Origin of the sequence: Litorivita pollutaquae (assembly GCF_003205515.1) — a bacterium.
In the GTDB taxonomy this organism is placed as follows: Bacteria; Pseudomonadota; Alphaproteobacteria; order Rhodobacterales; family Rhodobacteraceae; genus Litorivita; species Litorivita pollutaquae.
Window position 1 is genome coordinate 158,646 of record NZ_KZ826483.1, and the last position, 21,238, is coordinate 179,883.

General features: G+C 58.9%; 17 protein-coding genes and 1 riboswitch. Of the genes, 8 read left to right on the forward strand and 9 right to left on the reverse strand.

Annotation, left to right across the window (positions count from 1 at the left end):
• Positions 1-148 precede the first annotated feature (148 nt).
• Entirely contained in the window at positions 149-1,810 is a 1,662-nt protein-coding gene (locus DI396_RS07330; protein ID WP_110795547.1) for an NAD+ synthase, read from the forward strand.
• Between the two features lie 88 nt (positions 1,811-1,898).
• Here DI396_RS07330 and DI396_RS07335 read toward each other — a convergent pair whose 3' ends face one another.
• Complete coding sequence (locus DI396_RS07335; RefSeq protein WP_110795778.1) at positions 1,899-2,822, reverse strand: MBL fold metallo-hydrolase; 924 nt, start codon at positions 2,820-2,822, stop codon at positions 1,899-1,901.
• 256 nt (positions 2,823-3,078) lie between these two features.
• Between DI396_RS07335 and gltX the strand changes: the two genes are divergently transcribed.
• Positions 3,079-4,404, forward strand: a complete 1,326-nt coding sequence (gltX, locus tag DI396_RS07340; RefSeq protein ID WP_110795548.1) for a glutamate--tRNA ligase — start codon at positions 3,079-3,081, stop codon at positions 4,402-4,404.
• A 45-nt stretch (positions 4,405-4,449) separates the two neighbouring features.
• Here the strand turns inward: gltX and DI396_RS07345 are convergent, their stop codons facing one another.
• A complete protein-coding gene (locus DI396_RS07345) occupies positions 4,450-5,769 on the reverse strand; it encodes a DUF2254 domain-containing protein (protein ID WP_110795549.1) in 1,320 nt (439 codons plus the stop codon).
• Positions 5,770-6,046: 277 nt separating this feature from the next.
• Between DI396_RS07345 and DI396_RS07350 the strand changes: the two genes are divergently transcribed.
• From DI396_RS07350 to gcvP, 4 genes are all read left to right on the forward strand, one after another.
• On the forward strand, positions 6,047-6,508 hold the full coding sequence (locus DI396_RS07350) for an RrF2 family transcriptional regulator (RefSeq protein ID WP_110795550.1): 462 nt from the start codon (positions 6,047-6,049) through the stop codon (positions 6,506-6,508).
• Positions 6,509-6,686: 178 nt separating this feature from the next.
• Positions 6,687-6,771, forward strand: a riboswitch (glycine riboswitch).
• A 170-nt stretch (positions 6,772-6,941) separates the two neighbouring features.
• Positions 6,942-8,069, forward strand: a complete 1,128-nt coding sequence (gcvT, locus tag DI396_RS07355) for a glycine cleavage system aminomethyltransferase GcvT (RefSeq protein WP_110795779.1) — start codon at positions 6,942-6,944, stop codon at positions 8,067-8,069.
• A gap of 52 nt (positions 8,070-8,121) precedes the next feature.
• Complete coding sequence (gene gcvH / locus DI396_RS07360) at positions 8,122-8,481, forward strand: glycine cleavage system protein GcvH (protein ID WP_110795551.1); 360 nt, start codon at positions 8,122-8,124, stop codon at positions 8,479-8,481.
• Positions 8,482-8,678: 197 nt separating this feature from the next.
• Positions 8,679-11,531, forward strand: coding sequence for an aminomethyl-transferring glycine dehydrogenase (gene gcvP, locus DI396_RS07365; protein WP_110795552.1), 2,853 nt, complete (start codon positions 8,679-8,681; stop codon positions 11,529-11,531).
• Between the two features lie 20 nt (positions 11,532-11,551).
• Here the strand turns inward: gcvP and DI396_RS07370 are convergent, their stop codons facing one another.
• Positions 11,552-14,104, reverse strand: a complete 2,553-nt coding sequence (locus DI396_RS07370) for an ABC transporter permease (protein WP_110795553.1) — start codon at positions 14,102-14,104, stop codon at positions 11,552-11,554.
• Complete coding sequence (locus DI396_RS07375) at positions 14,101-14,841, reverse strand: ABC transporter ATP-binding protein (protein WP_110795554.1); 741 nt, start codon at positions 14,839-14,841, stop codon at positions 14,101-14,103. The genes DI396_RS07370 and DI396_RS07375 overlap by 4 nt, the downstream gene beginning before the upstream one ends.
• Before the next feature lie 40 nt (positions 14,842-14,881).
• Here DI396_RS07375 and DI396_RS07380 point away from each other — a divergent pair, with 40 nt between their 5' ends.
• A complete protein-coding gene (locus tag DI396_RS07380; protein ID WP_110795780.1) occupies positions 14,882-15,562 on the forward strand; it encodes an arylesterase in 681 nt (226 codons plus the stop codon).
• Positions 15,563-15,617: 55 nt separating this feature from the next.
• Here the strand turns inward: DI396_RS07380 and DI396_RS07385 are convergent, their stop codons facing one another.
• Positions 15,618-15,824 (reverse strand): cold-shock protein, encoded by a 207-nt coding sequence (locus DI396_RS07385; protein WP_110795555.1) that lies wholly within the window; start codon positions 15,822-15,824, stop codon positions 15,618-15,620.
• A gap of 272 nt (positions 15,825-16,096) precedes the next feature.
• On the opposite strand from DI396_RS07385, the gene trxC reads away from it, so the two are divergent.
• Positions 16,097-16,528: a thioredoxin TrxC gene (gene trxC, locus DI396_RS07390; protein ID WP_110795781.1), complete on the forward strand. Its 432-nt coding sequence runs from the start codon at positions 16,097-16,099 to the stop codon at positions 16,526-16,528.
• Positions 16,529-16,538: 10 nt separating this feature from the next.
• Here the strand turns inward: trxC and DI396_RS07395 are convergent, their stop codons facing one another.
• The 4 genes from DI396_RS07395 to DI396_RS07410 form a co-directional block, all read right to left on the reverse strand.
• A complete protein-coding gene (locus DI396_RS07395) occupies positions 16,539-16,760 on the reverse strand; it encodes a hypothetical protein (RefSeq protein ID WP_110795556.1) in 222 nt (73 codons plus the stop codon).
• A 176-nt stretch (positions 16,761-16,936) separates the two neighbouring features.
• Positions 16,937-17,134: a hypothetical protein gene (locus DI396_RS07400; RefSeq protein WP_110795557.1), complete on the reverse strand. Its 198-nt coding sequence runs from the start codon at positions 17,132-17,134 to the stop codon at positions 16,937-16,939.
• Between the two features lie 304 nt (positions 17,135-17,438).
• The gene (gene ettA, locus DI396_RS07405) at positions 17,439-19,094 is read right to left on the reverse strand and encodes an energy-dependent translational throttle protein EttA (RefSeq protein ID WP_110795558.1); all 1,656 of its coding nucleotides are present in this window, start codon (positions 19,092-19,094) and stop codon (positions 17,439-17,441) included.
• Positions 19,095-19,378: 284 nt separating this feature from the next.
• Positions 19,379-21,160 carry a putative bifunctional diguanylate cyclase/phosphodiesterase gene (locus DI396_RS07410; protein WP_110795559.1) on the reverse strand — a complete coding sequence of 594 codons (1,782 nt, stop codon included), beginning with the start codon at positions 21,158-21,160 and terminating at the stop codon, positions 19,379-19,381.
• Positions 21,161-21,238: the final 78 nt, after the last annotated feature.

Consider the following 21,238-nt stretch of genomic DNA (forward strand, 5'->3'; position numbering starts at 1 on the left):
ACGCGCGGCGCGGGGGCGATGGGCGGTGGATCACTGATCGGGCCTCCGGTTTGCGGCGATGCCAGCGCGGGGCGCGGGGGCAATTGCGCTTTTCCTCGCGCGTCGATCTGATACATCAGGGACAAGACACCTTGATAGGATTGACCCCATGGCCGACCGCTTTCGCCTGACCCTTGCACAGCTGAACCCCACGGTGGGCGATCTTTCCGGCAATGCCGCAAAAGCGCGCGCCGCATGGGAAGAGGCCAAAACCGCAGGGGCGGATTTGGTGGCGCTGCCAGAGATGTTCATCACCGGATACCAAACTCAGGATTTGGTCATGAAACCGGTTTTTCATCAGGCGGCGATTGCCGAAATCGAAGCCTTGGCAGTGGCCTGCGCGGATGGTCCGGCAATGGGCATTGGCGGTCCGTGGGTCGAGGGGCGCGGGCTTTATAATGCGTATTACATCCTGCACGGCGGCACGGTCACGGCGCGGGTTCTCAAACATCACCTGCCCAATGAGACGGTGTTCGATGAGGAACGTTTGTTCGAACATGGGGATGTGACGGGGCCGTTTGTCGTCAACGGCGTGCGGATCGGCGCACCGATTTGCGAGGATGCGTGGCACGAGGATGTTTGCGAGACCTTGGCCGAGACCGGGGCCGAGATCCTGCTCGTGCCCAATGGTTCGCCTTATTACCGCAACAAATTCGAAACCCGCCTTAATCATATGGTGGCGCGGGTGGTCGAAACCGGTTTGCCGCTTGTCTATCTCAACATGGTTGGCGGCCAAGATGACCAAGTGTTCGACGGCGGCACCTTTGTATTGAACCCGCATGGCAAACCCGTGGTGCAATTGCCGGTGTTTGATGCGGTGATCAGCCATGTGGATTTCGCCCGCACCGAGGATGGTTGGCGCGCCGAAGACGGCGATTTTACCGCCCATCCCGACGCGATGGAGCAAGATTATCGCTGTGTTGTCGAGGCCTTGCGCGATTATATGGGCAAGACCGGGTTCAAAAAGGTGCTGCTTGGCCTGTCCGGCGGCATCGACAGCGCGATCGTTGCGACGATCGCTGCCGATGCGATTGGGCCGGACAATGTGCGTTGCGTGATGTTGCCGTCTGAATATACTTCGCAGGCCTCGCTTGATGATGCCGAAGCCGTGGCCAAGGCTTTGGGCTGCCGCTATGATTATGTGCCGATCAAAGAGGGGCGCGCGGCGATCACCGAGACGTTGGCCCCCTTGTTCGAAGGCACCACACCCGACACCACCGAAGAGAACATTCAATCGCGCCTGCGTGGTCTGCTGCTTATGGCATTGAGCAACAAGTTTGGCGAAATGTTGTTGACCACGGGCAATAAATCCGAAGTCGCGGTCGGGTATGCGACGATTTACGGAGATATGTCAGGCGGTTACAACCCGATCAAAGATCTTTATAAAACCCGCGTTTTTGATATTTGCCGTTGGCGCAACGCGCATCATCGTCCCGAATGGATGATGGCCCCGGCGGGCGAAATGATCCCTGCCAATGTGATCACCAAACCGCCCTCTGCGGAACTGCGGGACGATCAAAAGGACAGCGACAGCTTGCCCGATTATCCGGTTTTGGACGGGATTTTGGATATGCTGGTGGATCGCGAAGCTTCGGTCCAAGACTGCATTGCCGCCGGATACACCCGCGAGGATGTCAAACGGGTCGAGCATTTGCTCTATATTTCGGAATATAAACGTTTCCAATCGGCTCCGGGGCCGCGTTTGTCAAAGCGCAGCTTCTGGCTCGACCGTCGGTATCCAATCGCCAATCGCTGGCGCGACAACGGTTAGGGCGCCTATACACGCCCGCCAGTGCGGTGCAATATTGGTCACATGTGATGCGAGGCCGCCGGTAAAACCACCGGCGGCCTCGTCACGTTTAGCGGTCCATCAACAGTTGGTAGGATGATGGCACGTAATGGAACCCGTCGTTGCGCGTTTCGACATAACCGGTCGCAGGGAAGGGCATGTGATAGCCGACAAAGGGCGTGCCGGTGGTTGCCAGCATGTCCAGAACCCGGCGGCGGGTTGCCGCAGCGGCGGATTTATCCATGTCAAAATGCACTTCCCAATCGGGGTAGGCGAGAGACCATACATAGTGGTTGGCAAAATCCGCCCCGAGCAACATTTGCTGCCCGCCGCTGTCGAGCATGAAGGCCATATGGCCGGGGGTGTGGCCGAATGCCTCCATGCCGGTGATGCCCGAGGCCGGCGCGCCGCCTTCCCCGATGAAGGTCATCTTCTCGGCGAGGGGGCGGACTTTGGCTTCGAACATGTCGTCGCCGGCTTTGGCCCAATGATCGAATTCGACTTGCCCGGCCACATAGGAGGCATTGGCAAAGGTTTCGCCGCCTTCGCCCATCAGCCCGCCAATGTGATCACCGTGCATGTGGGTGATCACGACTTTATCGACCTGCTCTGTGCCGTAGCCGGCGGCCTCCAGGGCATTCACGATGCCGGCGGGGTGGGTGCCGGTGTCGAAGAGGACCAATTCCGATCCGGTGTTGACCAAAGTCGGTGTGAAGAAAAATTGCGCCACATCGGTGGGGATCATCGCGGCTTTTGACGCGGCGGCGAACTCTTCATCCGATGCGTTCAAGCCAAAGATTTTGTGCGGATCCGGCACGGTGTTGGTTCCGGCAAGCAAGGTGGTGACTTCGAAATCTCCGAGCTTGAAGCGGGTATATGGCGCGATGCTGGTTCCCATCATTTCGGCGGCCGCGCTGGCGACGGACGGTTTGAATGCCGCTGCCAAAGGCAGGCTCGCAGCGCCCAAAAGGGCGGCGCGGCGGCTCATGGTCATGGGGTGGGTTGCAGTTGCGGTCTTGGGTTCCGATGTCTCGGTCATGGCAGTCTCCCTGATATCGGGCATTTGATCCGGCATTATGCCGCAGCCCGTTACTTACCTCCCGACAAAATAGGGTGGCAGCATGTGCAATCAAACTGTCTCTTCGGGACTTCACGTAAAGGTGAGCGGGCGCGGCGCTGTTTAAGGCACCCCGCCCCTATCTGGACAAATTCGCCCGCCTGTGACATGGGGCAGACAACAGGAGTTTGTCATGACCACCACCCGTTTCGCCCCGTCGCCCACCGGTTACATCCACGTTGGGAACCTGCGCACTGCGCTCTTTAACTATCTGATTGCACGCAAATCCGGCGGGCAGTTTATTTTGCGCCTTGATGATACCGATCCGGAGCGGTCCAAACAGGAATATGCCGATGGCATCCAAGAGGATTTGGAATGGCTGGGGCTGACATGGGACCGGATTGAAAAGCAATCCGATCGGTTGGAGCGGTATGAACAGGCCGCGCAGGAATTGCGCGACAAGGGCCGGTTTTACGAGTGTTTCGAGACGCCGGTGGAATTGGATCTTAAGCGCAAAAAGCAACTCAACATGGGCAAACCGCCGGTCTATGACCGTGCGGCTCTGACGTTGAGCGATGCGGAAAAGGATGCGCTGCGTGCCGAACGCGGCAACGGCCATTGGCGGTTCAAACTGGATCTGGAACGCATTGAATGGACCGATGGTATCTTGGGCGATCTGTCGATTGATGCGGCGTCTGTCTCCGATCCGGTGCTGATCCGCGGCGACGGGCAATTTCTTTATACGCTTGCAAGTGTTTGTGATGACGTGGATTTCGGCATTACCCATGTTGTGCGCGGATCGGATCATGTCACTAACACCGCCACGCAAATCCAGATCATCAAAGCCTTGGGGGGCACGGTGCCGTCCTTTGCGCATCATTCGCTTTTGACAGGGCCGCAGGGCGAGGCACTGTCCAAACGTCTTGGCACATTGGCCCTACGTGATTTGCGCGCGGCCGGCGTGCATCCGATGGCTTTGCTGTCTCTGATGGCGCGTTTGGGGTCCTCCGATCCGGTTGAGTTGCGCCGCGATATGGCCGAATTGATCGACGGTTTCGAGTTGTCGCATTTCGGATCGGCACCGACCAAGTTTGACGAACAGGACCTCTTTCCGTTGACCGCGAAATACCTCAGCCAACAACCGCTTGAAGCCGTTGCGGGCGAGATCGCCGCACTGGGCGTGCCCGATGATCTGGCACCGCAGTTTTGGGAGGTCACCCGCGCCAATATCACCACGCTGGGGGATCTGGCCGGTTGGTGGAGCCTGTTTCGCGACGGTGCCGATCCGGTGATCGACGACGAAGACAAAGAGTTTGTCGCGCAGGCGATGACGCTCTTGCCCGACGGGCCATATGATGGCGACAGTTGGGGCGCATGGACCAAAGCCGTGAAAGAGGCCACAGGCCGCAAGGGCCGCGGGTTGTTTATGCCGCTGCGCAAAGCATTGACCGGACAGGCGCACGGGCCGGATATGTCGGCGGTTTTGCCATTGTTGCAAGTGATCCGCGCCAAGGAGTAATCCCGGCCCAACCTTTTATGTGGCCATCGCTATGGGGTCGCCGTCCTAACCCCCGTCCGCGTCGTGGGGCTTTTGGTTATGAGACAATGCGCAGACCTCGATAGCGCGGCGGAGCGTGTCGCGATCCGCATCGATCGGCAGGGCGGCATCGGCATAAGCTTGCGCTTTGCGACTTTGGGTTTTGGCGGCATCGGTCAAGGCGTCCAAAGGCGATTTGGACAAGTTTGACAGCGCCTCTTGTAGCCGCAATGCCACTTCGATTTGGCCCGCGCCGTCGCGGGAAACTGCGGCAAATGCACAGTGAAGCAATTCACTGGCCTGCAGTTCGGGCACGAAAATCGTCGGATAGATGATGTCCTGCGGGACGTCCTCTTCGGTGCATTTATGCGCCCAATTCCACAGCAGCCGTTCAGCCCGTCCGATCACATCGATGGCTGTACCCGGGTCATTGATCCCCGGCGAAAGCGCCCGCGAAGCAACCTCGCCGATGACCTTGAGGCCAAAGCTGGCATCCTGTTCAAAGGTGCGCGTGTCACCGATGACAAAACAGGCCCCGACCGCTTCGATTTGCGCGGGTGTCAATCCGGCGACATCGGCAATCGGCATCCCGTCTAGCACAAAGGCGCCGGGGCGCTGACGCAGGTAAACCTGCCCCGCGCGGCCGCTTTCATCCGTAATGCAGGCGTTGAGCCGGGGCAGATCGATGAATTGCAAATGGCCACAGGAACTGGCCAAAAGCGGCACGGCCCCGTCGGGCAAAATCGTGTCGTCAGACAAGGCAGAGGCGCGAAAATTAGGGGTTTTGGCGAATTGAAACAGGCTGGTTTTGGCCGCGTCCTCGACGCTGCGCAGGGTGGCGTCAATGCTGCCGAGCCCGCTGAGGTGTTCGATCCACCGCAGTATCGCAAGGATGACCAAAACCACGACAAACACCGTGACGCCCAAAACGATCACCGTCGCGCCGTCGGCATAGGCGTGGGATTTGAACAGGATGATGGCCGAAAGTGCGTAGACGAATGCACCGATGAAGGTGGCCAAAACCGTTTGCGTGGTGGTATCTTCGAGCAAGAGCCGTTGCGCGCGCGGCGTGGCCTGCGCCGAGGCTGCGCGGTGGGCCGAGACCATCACATTGAGCGAAAATGTCGATACCGCAAGCATCCCCGACGCAAGAATGGTGAGCACCGGCATGACGGTCTCGGGTTTGAACCGCTCGGATACCTTCACGGGAATATAGCCTTCGAGCAACAGCGTCGCGAGCGCGGTCACCAGGGCCAGAACCGCCATGCCCGACACGCGCACCCAAAGGCGGCGCAGCAAGCGGCGTGCGATCAAAAGAGGTTTTGAGAGGAGGTGGCTGTCGAGCAAGGAAAGACCTTTGGTTGGGGGTGTGCGGGCTCACCGGCCTGCGGGTTAACTCCACAGTAGCTCTGTCGCGGCGATTGGCCAGCCTCTTCGGTGCGTTTGAGTGCTTGCTATGCGCGAAGGGGGGCAATGCGATGACATGATTTGCGCCGAGCAGGCAGGCGCCAAACCGTAAAACATGCATCTGGTAGTTATTTTCTTGGGGCAAGCTTGATCCATATCAAGTCTTTTGCGGCGCTTCTTGCCCAAGTTACAGTATGGTAGTGGGGGTGAGGATTTCATGCGTATCACAAAACGAAGCAATATCGCGATCCGGGTTTTGATGTATTGCGGGGCGAATGCCGGGCGTCTGGTGACGAAATCCGAAGTGGCACAGGTCTGCAACACCTCGGAAAATCACCTTGCGCAGGTGATCAATCGGCTGGGACAGCTTCAATATCTTAAAACCCAGCGGGGCCGGTGCGGCGGCATCACCTTGGCCCACCCGATGGACGAGATCAGTATTGGCGCGATCTTCCGTGATCTGGAGCATCACGTGCCGATCGCGGAGTGTTTTGCTGATATTGATAATTCGTGCCCGCTGACCGATGCCTGCCGTTTGAAAGACGCGGTCGCAGCGGCGGCAGAGGCATTTTATGCACATCTTGACGGGGTGACGCTTGACGATCTGGTGTGCGGTAACACGGCACTGATGAAGATTATGGTGCCACTGGAGTGCGGCGGCGCATCGCCGGCCCCTTAAGTTGAGGCGCTGCACTGCGGTTGATTTTGCGGCGGTATTGCAACCGGCCTGAGGGCGCACAAGCTGCGCCGATTGCCCATTCAACCAGCAGATATAGCGGCACGCGGCGGTTTTGCGTCAATATGCGGCGGTTTCAGGCATCGTTTTTCTTGCGTGAGGGCGGTTTCACCTCTAGCACAGATGCAGATCGGGAGAATCGCATCTGCGATGCCGAAGGAGCAACCGCCCCGGAAACTCTCAGGCCCAAGGACCGATCACGACGCAAAACTCTGGAGAGAGGCGCCGCATGCGCCCGCCGAAGGGATAACGATCTCAGGCGCAAGGACAGAGGGGGCATCAGGGCGCGGCGGCCGGATTGATCCGGCCAAAAGCGCGAAATTGATGCCTGCGCGTGCTTTTTCAAAAGGCCGCGGCGGTGAGAAAAGGATGGCCAGTGACCGACCTACTGCACACCCCGCTTGTTGACTTGCACCTGTCGCTTGGTGCCAAAATGGTGCCTTTTGCCGGCTATGAAATGCCGGTGCAATATCCTCTTGGCGTGATGAAGGAACATCTGCATTGCCGCGCGGCGGCGGGGCTTTTTGACGTCAGTCATATGGGGCAGGTGATCCTGCGCGGGACGGATTACGCCCACGTTGCGGGCGCGTTGGAAACGCTCATTCCGGTCGATATTCTGGGCCTTGCGGACGGGCGGCAACGCTATGGATTTTTCTTGAATGATCGTGGCGGGATCGAAGATGATTTGATGTTGGCGCGGCGCGGCGAAGAGGTGTTCATGGTGGTGAATGCGGCTTGCAAGGGCGCGGATATCGCATTGATGCGCAGCGCGCTCGAGCCGCAAGGGGTCACCGTCGAAGAGGTGCAATCGCGGGCCTTGATCGCGTTGCAGGGTCCGCAGGCCGAAGCCGTATTTGCGCAAATCGTGCCCGAAGCCGCCGCGATGACATTCATGGATGTGGCTATCTTCCCCTCGGCTTACGGGCCCCTTTGGGTGTCGCGGTCGGGTTACACCGGCGAGGACGGCTATGAGATTTCCGTCGGCGCGGAAGAAAGCGAAGCCTTCGCGCAGCGATTGTTAGAGGACGCGCGGGTCGAGGCAATCGGCCTTGGCGCGCGCGACAGTTTGCGGCTTGAAGCGGGGCTGTGCCTTTACGGGCATGACATGGACGGCGACGTAACACCGGCATCGGCGGGACTGACTTGGGCGATCCAAAAGGTCCGGCGTGCGGGCGGGGATCGCGCGGGCGGCTTTGCGGGCGCAGATGTTGTTTTGCCGGAGCTGCAAAGCGGCGCTCCGATGCGCCGTGTCGGCCTCTTGCCCGAAGGCCGCGCCCCGATGCGCGAGGGGGTGTTGTTGTTCCTGACCGAGACGGACGCCGATCCGGTTGGCCGCGTGACCTCTGGCGGGTTCGGCCCCTCGGTCGGTGGCCCCGTGGCAATGGGATATCTGCCCGAAAATGCCGCGAAGATTGGCACCGTTGTTTACGGCGAACTGCGCGGCAAACGCATGCCTGTAGCGGTGGCGAAATTGCCCTTCGTTCCTGCGAACTTCAAACGATAACCCGATTTAGATACCTGACACCGCGGCGCGTCCGCATCTTGAGGAGAGAGATATGAAATTCACCGAAGAGCATGAATGGTTGCGCGAGGAAGACGATGTGATCGTGGTTGGAATCACAGAACACGCCAGCACCCAATTGGGCGATGTGGTCTTTGTCGAATTGCCTGATGTCGGGACCACCGTGACAAAAGACGACGAGATCGTAGTGATCGAAAGCGTCAAGGCGGCCTCTGATATCCTTGCGCCGATTGATGGTGAAATTGTCGAGGTCAACGAGGCTTTGGTCGAGGACCCGGGCAAGGTGAACGACGATCCGATGGGGGATGCGTGGTTTGTGAAAATCAAGGCCTCCGACGCATCGCAGATGGACGATTACATGGACGAAGCCGCCTATAATAAAATGGTCGGCTGATCTTTTTGGCGATGCGGCGTATTGCGGCCACTCTTGCGGTCACTTTTGCAACCATGGGGTTCCCCCCGAATGCGGCCTCCGCCCCGAATACGGCCCCGTCACGGAGCCTTTGAACGTCCGGCGGGGGATGCTGCGCCCGCCTGCCGGACGGCTTATCAACATCGTTTGCCACTGCGTTTGAACGCGAGGACACTGCCATGACCTTCACGCCCACCGACTACCTGCCTTATGATTTCGCCAACCGCCGCCATATCGGCCCCAGCCCTGCGGAAATGGCGCAGATGTTGGCGCTGCTTGAGGTGCCGGATCTGGACGCATTGATCGAACAAACCGTACCCGAAGGTATTCGCGCGGCACAGGCATTGGATTTCGGCAAACCGAAGTCGGAAAGTGAATTGCTGTTCCATATGCGCCGCGTGTCGAAGAAGAACAAGGTTCTGACTTCGCTGATCGGGCAGGGGTATTATGGCGCGATCACGCCGCCGGCGATCCAACGCAACATCTTGGAAAATCCGGCATGGTATACGGCCTATACGCCCTATCAGCCGGAGATTTCCCAAGGCCGTTTGGAGGCGCTTTTGAACTTCCAGACGATGATTTCCGATCTCACCGGATTGGAGGTCGCCAATGCCTCGCTGCTGGACGAGGCAACCGCCGCCGCCGAAGCGATGACCATGGCGCAGCGGGTGTCGAAATCCAAAGCTATTGCGTTTTTCATCGATGAAAATTGTCATCCGCAAAACATTGCGGTGATGCAGACACGGGCCAAACCGCTCGGCATCGAGGTCATCATCGGCGCGCCCGAAGATTTGGACGCTGCGGCCGTGTTCGGCGCGATCTTCCAATACCCCGGCACCTTTGGCGAGCTGACTGATTTTACCCCGCAGATGGAGGCCCTGCATGCCGCCAAGGCGCTTGGCATTGTGATCTGTGATCCGCTGGCGCTGACCCTTTTGAAAGAACCTGCGGCGATGGGGGCGGATATTGCCGTTGGATCGGCGCAACGCTTTGGTGTGCCGATGGGATATGGCGGTCCGCATGCGGCGTTTATGGCGACGCGCGATGCCTATAAACGCAACATGCCGGGCCGTATTGTCGGCGTGTCGATCGATGCGCGCGGCAACCGTGCCTACCGGCTGTCGCTGCAAACCCGAGAACAACATATCCGCCGCGAAAAGGCGACCTCGAATGTCTGCACGGCGCAGGCTTTGTTGGCGGTGATGGCGTCGATGTATGCGGTATTTCATGGGCCTGAGGGCCTTAAGGCGATCGCGCAAAGGGTGCATCGTAAGACCGAGCGTCTGGCGCGCGGCCTGACCGAGGCGGGGTTCCAAGTCGTCCCCGAAACCTTCTTTGATACGATCACGGTCGAGGTCGGGCCATTGCAATCGGCGGTGATGAAATCGGCGGTGGACGAGGGGATCAATCTGCGCGCCGTTGGCGAGACGCGTGTCGGCATATCGCTGGATGAACGTGCCCGCCCCGAAACCATCGAGGCCGTCTGGCGCGCCTTTGGCATCACGCGCAAGGATGATGATTTTACCGCGCGCTATCGGTTGCCTGAAAACCTGATCCGCACCTCGGCGTATCTCACCCATCCAATCTTCCATATGAACCGCGCCGAAACCGAGATGATGCGCTATATGCGCCGTTTGGCGGACCGCGATTTGGCATTGGACCGCGCGATGATCCCGCTTGGCTCTTGCACCATGAAGCTCAATTCCGCCGCCGAAATGATGCCGGTGACATGGGATGAATTTGCGCTTTTGCATCCGTTTGTCCCCGATGATCAGGCGGCAGGGTATCTCGAGATGATCCATGATCTTTCGGCGAAACTGTGCGAGATCACCGGATATGATGCATTGTCGATGCAACCAAACTCCGGCGCACAGGGCGAATATGCGGGGCTTTTGACCATTTCTGCCTATCTGGAGGCCAAGGGCGAGGGGCACCGCAATACCTGCCTCATTCCAATGTCGGCGCATGGCACGAACCCCGCATCGGCGCAGATGGTGGGATGGAAAGTCGTGCCGGTGAAAACCGCAGAAAACGGCGATATTGATGTGGTCGATTTCCGCGCCAAGGCCGAGGCGCATAAAGACACGCTCGCCGCCTGCATGATCACCTATCCCTCGACCCATGGGGTGTTCGAGGAAACGGTTCAGCAGGTTTGTGCGATCACCCATGAAAACGGCGGGCAGGTTTACATTGATGGGGCCAATATGAACGCCATGGTTGGTATTTCGCGGCCCGGTGATTTGGGCGGCGATGTCAGCCATTTGAACCTGCACAAGACCTTCTGCATTCCTCACGGCGGCGGCGGTCCCGGCATGGGACCGATTGGCGTGAAATCGCATCTGGAGGCCTATTTGCCGTCGCATCCGGCGCGTGGAAATGGCGCAGCGGGGCCGGTATCGGCGGCGCCTTTTGGCTCTCCTTCGATCCTGCCAATTTCTTGGGCTTATTGTTTGATGATGGGTGGCGAAGGGTTGGCGCAAGCGACCCGCGTGGCGATCCTGAATGCGAATTATATCGCGGCCCGTTTGCAGGGGGCATATGAGGTGCTGTATCGCGGCGGCAAAGGCCGCGTCGCGCATGAATGCATCATCGACACGCGCCCGTTTGAAGACAGCGCAGGCGTGACCGTTGAGGACATCGCCAAGCGTTTGATCGATTGCGGATTTCACGCCCCGACCATGAGTTGGCCGGTGGCTGGCACGTTGATGATCGAGCCGACCGAAAGCGAGACCAAGGCCGAGCTGGACCGGTTTTGCGATGCGATGCTGGCGATCCGCGCCGAGATTGCCGATATCGAAGAGGGGCGCTGCGACCGCGCCTCCAACCCGCTCAAACACGCGCCGCATACGGTCGAGGATCTCGTCGGGGCATGGGACCGGCCCTATGGCCGCGAGCAAGGATGCTTCCCCCCCGGGGCCTTCCGCGTCGATAAATATTGGGCGCCGGTCAACCGCGTGGACAATGTTTTTGGCGATCGGAATCTGATTTGCACCTGCCCGCCAATGGAGGATTACGCCGAAGCGGCAGAGTAACACAGCAGCGCGCGCGGGGATTACGCGCGCGCGCGCAACACCCCCGCAGGGCGGGCTTGTAGGGGCGCCCAGGCAAATCCGAGTGCGGCCAGAAGCGTGGCGACAATGCCGCCCGCGATGATGGCAATGGCCGAGGGCCAGATTACCTCGAAGTCGCTTTCCATGATGAAATGCATCACCGCCCATCCGCCGGTCAACCCTGCGGCCAATGCGACGACACCCGCGGCCGCGCCCAACAGACCAGCGCGCAGAGCAAAGCTCCATAGAATACGGGCGCGCGTGGCACCGAGAGTCTTGAGGATCGCCGCCTCGGTCCGCCGGGCGCCGGACCCAGAGGCCGCCGCCCCGATCAGCACCAAAAATCCGGTGACCAAAGTGGCCAAAGCGCCGTAGGAAATCGCCCCTGCAAGACCATTCAAAAGGGTCGAGACCCGTTCAATGGCATCGCGCACGCGGATCGCGGTGATATTGGGATAGGCCTTTGCCAGATCGCGCAAAAGCGGCGCTTCGGCGGTCTCGTCAGCGTAGACGGTTGCGATGAAACTATGCGGTGCGCCCGTAAGCGCCGCCTCGTTCATCGCCATGACAAACCCCATGCCCGCGGTGGAAAAATCCACCTCACGAAAAGAGGTGATCGTCGCTTCGACCTCGCGGCCAAGAATATTCACCGCCATCGTGTCGCCAAGGTGCAGGCCCATTTCTTCGGCCTCCTGCGCAGCAAAGCTGATCTGCGGCGGACCGCTATAATCGTCGGCCCACCATGTGCCTGCGGTGATCTTGGTGCCGTCGGGCATGGACCCCGCATAGGTGATGCCGCGGTCGCCGCGAACGACCCAATGCTCGCCTGCGACCTCTGCGGCGGGGCGGTCATTGATGCGGGTGATGACCCCGCGCAGCATCGGCGCGCTTTGCATCCGGCGCACGCCTTTGTCGCCGTCGACGCGGGCGGTGAACCCGTCCATTTGGTCCTTCTGGATATCGACAAAGAAATAGCTGGGCGCTTCGTCGGGTAAATCGCGGGCAATCGCGCCGCGCAGGTTGCCGTCAATCTGTCCGACGGCGGCCAAAACCGACAGGCCAAGGCCCAAGGAGAGCACGACGGGCACCGCATCCGAGCCGCGTCCGCCAATCGCGGCCAAGGCCCATCGCAGGGCGGGTGCGCGGCGCACCCGTGCGCGCGCATGCCGCGCGGCCCAAGCCATACATGTGGCGCAAAGCGCCAAGAGACAGAGCGCGAAGAGCAATCCACCTGCGGTGATCAGGGTTAATTTCCATGCGCCGCTGAAGAGGGCAGCAAGGCCGATAAGCGCGGCCAGAAGTGCGGCAATCACCGCGATCATCGCGGGGCGGGGCCATTTGTGGGCCGCGCCGAACGCATCGCGAAACAGAGCCGCAGCGCGGATGTCGTCGAGCCGCGACAGCGGCGCGAGGGTGAAGATTAGCGCAGTCAACGCGCCGTAAAGCGCAGCTTCGAACAAGGGCATCGGGTAGAGAGCAAAGGCGGCGGGGATCGGAAGCTGTGCCGTGATGATCGGCGCGAGCAGAAGCGGCACGCCGGCGCCGATCACAAGACCGATAGCAATGCCCAACACAGACAGCGCCGCGATTTGCAGGAAATAGATCATGAAAATCAGCCGTCGCTCCGCGCCCAGCGTGCGCAGCGTGGCAATAACGCCGGTCTTGCCAGAGAGGTAGCTGCTGACGGCGGAGGAGACGCCAATGCCGCCAACCGCAAGTCCCGAGAGGCCGACAAGTACGAGAAAACTGCTGAGGCGTTCAACAAACTGGGCAATCCCCGGCGCGCCGTTGCGCGCATCACGCCAGCGCATTCCGGCACCTGAAAACCGCGCCGTGGCTTCGGTTTTGAGGGTCTCAAGGTCGGTGCCGTCGGGCAGGCGCAGCCGATACTTGGTTGAAAACAACGTCCCCGCTGCCAAAAGGCCGGACCCCTGAAGATCAGGGCGCAAGACCAAGGTGCGCGGGCCAAGGCTGAAACCTGCAGAGGCGCTGTCCGGCTCGCCGGTGAGCGCGGCCATCAGAATAAAGGTGCCTGTGCCCAAGCGAAACGGATCGCCGGGCGCGAGGCCGAGACGGTCCATCAACACCCGTTCCATCACGGCGCCAGGGTGGTCGGCGGTGCCGGCCAAGGCGGTTGCCAAATCCATTGCCGGATCGAGAGACACCTTGCCGGTCAGCGGGTAGGCGTCATCGACGCCTTTGACCTGTGTGAGGGCGCGTTCGACGCTGTCGCCATCCCCGCGCACCGCCATGGACCTGAAATCCACGATTTCAGATGTGGCGGTGGCTGCATCGCGCATCCATCGTTTCTCGATCTCGGTGGCAAAGCGATAGGTGAACTCCATCTGCGCATCACCGCCCAAGAGCACCGCACCGCTTTCGGCCAGACCGGTTTCGATGCTGGCGCGGACGGTGCCAATGGCGGCAATGGCGGCAACGCCAAGTGCGAGGCAGGCAAGAAAGATCCGGAACCCTTTGAGCCCGCCGCGCAATTCCCGCCCTGCCAGACGGGTTGCGAGACGTAAGCGGCCCTTTGGCGCGCGGCGCGCGTTCATGTGTGGGCCTCGCGGGGGGCGGCGGTGTCCGCATCGGTGTCGCGCCCGCGCGCCGCAGCGGTTTCATCAGCTTCAATTTGCCCGCCGCGCAGCCGCAAAATGCGGTCACAGCGTGCTGCCAATTCCGGTGCATGGGTAACCAGAATTAAAGTCGCACCATGGCGGTCGCGTAGGTCAAACAATAGGTCCATGATCGCCGCGCCCGAGGCCTCATCGAGGTTTCCGGTCGGCTCGTCGGCCAAGAGAATCGCGGGGCGCGGGGCCGAGGCGCGGGCCAGCGCCACGCGTTGTTGTTCGCCGCCGGACATTTGCGCGGGGTAGTGGCCAAGGCGGTGGCCAAGGCCAACGGCCTGTAATTCGGCCTCGGCGCGGGCAAATGCATCGGGGGCACCTGCCAACTCCAGTGGGGTTGCGACATTTTCCAGAGCGGTCATCGTCGGGATCAGGTGGAAAGATTGAAACACCACCCCCATATGTTCACGGCGAAGACGGGCAAGGGCGTCCTCGTTCATGGCGGTGAGATCATGGCCAAGGGCGGTTATGCGACCACCGGTGGCGCGCTCCAGCCCCCCCATGAGCATCAGAAGCGAGGATTTGCCCGATCCGGAAGGGCCAACCAGCCCCAAGGTTTCGCCGCGGTGGACATCCAAAGTGATGCCGTGAAGGATATCAACAACACCGGCGTTGCCAGTCAGCGACAGCGCAACGTCATTTAGGGAGAGCACGGGAATGGTCATCGGCAGGGACTTTCACAATGGGCGGCGCGCGGGGCGCAAGATGTCTTCACGATATGGGGGCTTGGGCGCGCGGAGCAAGGCGCGCGGATGGATTGGAGCCACGTTTTGCGTGTTTATGGTGGCCGCCGGGTTAATAGGCACGCGGGCACAGGCCTTGGATGTGTTGGCTTTTGGTGACAGCCTGACCCAAGGCTATGGTTTGGCAGAGCGCGATGGGTTGGTGCCACAGTTGAGCGCATGGCTCGACGCGCATGACGCAGGCGATGTGCGGGTGATCAATGCGGGGGTGTCCGGCGACACCACAGCGGGCGGTAAGGCGCGGATAGATTGGGCCCTGACGCCGGACGTTGATGCGGTGATCGTGGAACTGGGCGCTAATGATTTCCTGCGCGGCATTGATCCGGCGCAATCGCGGGCCAACCTTGATGCGGTGCTGGCGTCGGCGCGTCGGGCAGAGGTTGAAATTTTGCTTGTCGGGATGCGGGTGCCGGCCAATTACGGTGCGGCGTATCAGGCCGAGTTCAACGCGATTTACCCGGAGTTGGCCGAGGCTTATGACACGCTTTATATGCCGGACTTCTTTGAAGGTCTCGCGCAGGACGTGCCGTTGACCTCATATCTACAAGCCGATGGATTACACCCCACGGCGCAGGGTGTGGCCCGCATTGTCGAGGTGTTGGGACCACAGGTGTTGGAGCTTGTGGCGCGGGCGCGCGAGTAGCACAAATGCAAAACGGGCCCGCAAAGAGCCCGTTTCAAAATCGTGTCGTTCAGGTTTAAGCCAAAGCGAGATTGACCGCAGCTTCGCGGCCATCACGGCCGGGCTCGATGTCGAAAGTCACTTTCTGGTTGTCAGAAAGACCGGTCAGACCCGAGCGTTCCACAGCGGAAATGTGCACAAACACATCTTTGCTGCCGCCATCGGGGGCGATAAAGCCGAAGCCTTTGGTGGTGTTAAACCATTTGACGGTGCCAGTAGCCATCGTCGTTTCTCCTTGTCGTCGCTGCCCGCGGAAGTGCGGCAGGTTGGCTCGTCAGTGCAAGATCGAGAACTGACCATAGAGGAGCAGGGTCGATAGTGGTAACGTCGCGGATTCCATATTGGCGGGAAGATTTTATAACGCAAGTGAAATTTCCATGAAGTAATATTGCCGGGGAAATGCGCGGAATTTTGCCGATATTTGCGCCGATACCCCTTTAAATGTTGGGCATATGTAAACATATAATAATAGGAATGTGACTAAGGGGAATGTCGATGTCGGGAACAAAAATCACCTGTTTGAACTGTGGGCAGGTCAACAGGGTGCCCTCAGGGAAGCCCGCCGCCGCAGCCAAGTGTGGCACCTGTGGGGGCCTCCTCGTAGACGGCAAAGTGCATGAGGTGGATTTCACCACCTTGCAAAAAGCGGCACGCAATGACGACCTACCTTTGGTTGTGGATTTTTGGGCCCCTTGGTGCGGTCCGTGCAGGATGATGGCGCCGGAGTTCTCCAAAGCGGCGGCTGTGCATGCAGGAGATGTGCGCTTTGTGAAGTTGAATACACAGGACGAACCCGCCGCAGGACAGCGCTATAATATCCGTGGTATTCCGACGATGGCCGCCTTCGCAGGAGGGAAGGAGAAAGCCCGACAGTCAGGCGCGATGCCGGCGGCAGAGATTTCGCAGTGGGTGAAGGCCAATCTTTAAGCTGGCGGGCTTAATGCCCGGTCGCCGCCTGCGACAACGGCAGGTCGTCTTTGTCCAGAATGTTCCGTGGTGCGCGCAGGGCATATCCGGTGATCATCAGCATCGGAAGCAGCACTGCCGTGCAAAGCCATATCAGCGCCAAACTGTTCCAACTGGCCCCAAAACCAAAGCCCGCAATGGATACGCTTACTGTGCTCAGCACCGCACCGAACAAGATAGAGATAATCGCCATTTCACCGCTCCAATTAACACCCGTTAATGAGCCTATGGGGTAGGAGTTAACGGATCGTAAATCGATGTGGTAAGAAAGGTTAAGATTCTAAATGTTAAAAAACCGACGATTTTCATCGCCGGCTTTCAGGCCGTAGCCAAATTCCATCCTACGTCCGCCAGAGCGGATCCGTTGGATTACTGTGTTGTCGTCGAGGAGTCGGAGTCGGCAATAGCTTGCCCAACGATGACTGTGACCATGGCGCCAGTGATGACGGCACCGATTGATGCGCCGGCACCCAGACCGCCAAAGCCGGTCAGGCCAAGGGATTGGGCATTTGCAGGAGCAGCGGCAGCAAGGCCGGCGGCGAAGGCAAGTGCGATAACTTTTTTCATAGTTGTATCCTTTACTAAAGTGTCGGGGTGACGAAACTCATGCCTGAACCCACAACACATGATGTCCTAAAGGGATGAGATACTAACCTCAGGCATCAGGTCAAACGTTTTATGGGTAGAATTTTGCCTTTTGCGGCTTTTGCCGTATGATTTTGCCGAATTGATGTAAGCTTGCACAGGGCAATGGGGTCTATGCCTCTATTCTGACCGACCTGAAAGACAATAAGAATCGGTTGGGGATGCTGTGACCGACCCAAACGGGGGGCGGTCACAGTCGGGCAATGCAGCTGTCAGGCGCGGGGCGTTAACGTGTAAACTTCTTGTGCTTGAGGCGCTTGGGTTCCAAGGCATCGGCACCAAGGCGGCGCTTTTTGTCCTCTTCATAATCTTCGAAATTGCCTTCGAACCATTCCACATGGGCATCGCCTTCAAAGGCGAGAATATGGGTGCAAATCCGGTCGAGGAAGAAGCGGTCGTGCGAAATGACCACGGCGCAGCCGGCAAAATCAACAAGCGCATCTTCAAGCGCGCGCAATGTTTCGACATCAAGATCGTTGGTCGGTTCATCGAGCAGCAACACGTTGCCGCCCTCGCGCAGCAGTCGCGCCATATGCACGCGGTTGCGTTCACCGCCTGACAAAAGCGAGACTTTCTTTTGCTGGTCGCCGCCCTTGAAGTTAAAGGCCGAGCAATAGGCGCGCGCGTTCACATCCGCATCGCCCAGTTTGATAATATCCAGCCCGTCGGCGATGGCCTCCCAAACATTGGCATTGGGGTCCAGATCGTCGCGGTTTTGATCGACATAGCTGAGCTTGACCGTATCGCCGTATTCGACCGTGCCCTCGTCGGGTTGTTCTTGGCCGGTGAGCATCCGGAACAGCGTGGTTTTACCCGCGCCGTTGGGGCCGATGACGCCGACAATACCGCCGGGCGGCAAGGAAAAATCAAGGTTCTCGACCAAAAGCTTATCGCCCATTGCCTTTTTCAACCCTTTGACCTCGATCACCTTGTTGCCAAGGCGTGGACCATTGGGAATGATGATTTGAGCGCGCGACAGTTTCTCGCGCTCCGACTGGTTGGCCATCTCATTATACGAGTTGATCCGCGCTTTGGATTTGGCCTGACGGGCTTTGGGCGACTGGCGCATCCATTCCAATTCGCGCTCCAGCGTCTTTTGCTTGGACTTGTCTTCGCGCGCTTCTTGCTCCAGCCGTTTGGCTTTTTGTTCCAGCCAGGCGGAATAATTACCTTCGTAGGGGATGCCGCGCCCGCGGTCGAGTTCAAGGATCCATCCGGTAATGTCATCGAGGAAATAGCGGTCGTGGGTGACGACCAGAATCGTGCCCTTGTAATCGATCAAATGTTGTTGCAACCAAGCGATCGTTTCGGCGTCGAGGTGGTTGGTCGGTTCGTCGAGCAACAGCATGTCGGGGGCTTCGAGCAACAGTTTGCACAGCGCCACGCGGCGTTTTTCACCGCCCGAAAGCGTGGTGACGTCAGCGTCATCGGGAGGGCAGCGCAGGGCTTCGAGAGAGATATCGACCTGGCTATCGAGATCCCACAGGTTTTGCGCGTCGATCTCGTCTTGTAATTTGGCCATCTCGTCGGCGGTCTCATCCGAGTAGTTCATCGCCAGATCATTATAGCGGTCGAGAATATCTTTTTTCTCTTTCACGCCCAGCATGACGTTGCCGCGCACGTCCAGGGATGGGTCCAGTTCCGGTTCCTGAGGAAGATAGCCGACCTTGGCGCCTTCGGCGTGCCACGCCTCGCCTTGGAAATCTTTGTCCCATCCGGCCATGATCTTCAAGAGGGTGGATTTACCCGCGCCGTTGACGCCAACCACGCCGATTTTCACCCCCGGAAGGAAGTTCAAATGAATATTTTCAAAACACTTCTTGCCGCCCGGGTAGGTCTTTGAAACCCCGGACATGTGATAGACGTATTGATAGGCCGCCATGAGATCGCTCCTTAGAGAAAAGGGATTTGCAGCGGTCTATCGTGATGTGCGCGTGAGGGCAATTGGTGTTAGGCAGGGAGCGAGAAGTTGTCGAACGGGTCGGGCGCAATTGCGCCTTCCTCCGCGCGATCAAGGGCGCATTTGCTTTCAAAGCCTTACTCTCAAACTCGGTGAAGTTCGGGGCGGGGTTTTGGGCGGTCAATTACAGGTCTGGCCCTCTTTCGTGGAGGCCGAAACCCGTGCGATTTTGTGTTGGAGATACAGAGCAGAGATGCCTGCCGGGCCTAGCGTTTGAGGCGCAGCAGTTGGCTTTCGCGGCGTTCGGGCATTTGCAACCGGTTTCCGGAGGCAATGAAATCGCGCAGCCAGCCTTCGACATCGGCCAAGGGCATGGGCCGTGCGAGGCCGTAGCCTTGGATCACAGGGCAGTTGATCTGATACAGCAGGTCGAGTTGTTCTTGGGTTTCGACGCCCTCAGCAACAACATTGACCCCAAGATCTGCGCAAAGTTCGGTGATCGCGCGGATGATGGTTTTGTTTCGTGGATCCCGGTCGAGGCGCATGATCATCGAACGGTCGAGCTTGATCGTATCGACCTTGAGCTTGGCCATATGGGCCAAGCCTGCGTAACCGGTGCCAAAATCATCCAGAGCCACTTCGATCCCCATATTGGAGAGCTTTTCAACGGCGTTGGAAATATCCATATCCCCGTTTTCCAAAATCGTGGTTTCCAGAATTTCGACGCAGATGCTTTCCACCGGAATATCACGCGACTGGATCGCCCAATCGAGCAGGTTCGGGTAGTTGATATCCCCGAGAATCGAACCGGAGACATTGATCGACATTTTCAGATCGGCGAACCCTGCTCGGCGCAGACTTGCGAGGGCATCGAGCGAATGGTTCATCGAGATGTAGTCGATGTCGGCAAGGATGTTGGCTTGCTCCGCCGCAGATAAAAAGGCGCCGGGCACCAGAATGCCGCGGGTCGGGTGCTTCCAGCGGATGAGCGCCTCAAACCCGATCACTTCGCCGCTGCGCAAATTCAATTGCGGTTGCAGGTAAACCACGAATTGATCTTCGAGCAGCGCGACCCGCAGGTCTGCGATTTGCTGTTGATGTAATACTAGGGTGCGGCCCAGTTCCTCAGTGTAAAGCAAAACCGGTTCGGTGCCGATCGCCTTGGCGCGGTAAAGCGCTTGCTCGGCTTGTTGTATCAACATATCGCCATCGACATCGGGGCTGGACATGCTGGCACCGATTTTAACCGAAACATGGACCGGATGATCCTCCCATACCAAAGGCTCATTGAATTTCCCCGCAAGCGTTTTCGCGGCGATCATCAAAGCTTCGGGCGCGGGCACATTCAGCAGCACCAGGACAAATTCATCGCCGCCGATGCGGCATGCAAGGTTGCCGCCTTTTGCGATGCCGCGCAATTGGGTTGCGATTTGCCGGAGCACCGCATCGCCGGCCTCATGACCAAGCGTGTCGTTGATCTGTTTAAAGTTATGCAGGTCGATTTGCAGTAATCCAACCGAGCCACGTTGCATCAAGGCGCTGATGATGTCGGAATTTAGAAATTCAAGCAGCCGCTTGCGGTTGGACAGGCCGGTGAGATCGTCATGATTGGCACTGTATTCGATTTGTGTTTTGGCATCTCGCAGGGCGAGTTCGGTGCTGACCTGCGTACTGACATCACGGCAGGACACAACGACCATTGGCTCGCTGCCGGTTTCCTCGGCGCCGATCATGCCAAAGCTGAGTTGGTTCCAAAACCGCGTCCCGTCCGCACGCAGGTTTTCGATCATTTCATAGCTATCGAATATGGGGCTATCAGGGGTGTATCGAAAAGCGGCGATGGTTTCTGCATCGGGACGTTGATCTTCGGGCACCGCGAATTCCAACGGATTGCGTCCGATCAATTCATCGGCGCGATAACCGAACATCGCTTCATACGCGGGGTTCACCGCGAGGATTTTACCTTCGAGGTTTTGCAAGACCATGCCGTCACGCGCGTGGGCAATCATCATTGAATAGGGGCCGGTGACATTGCTATTGGCGCCCACAGATGTTTCTACGGTAGGTATTTGGGCGTCGTTATTTGACAAGGTATTACCCGTTGTTCCTGTTGCATTCACCCGCCC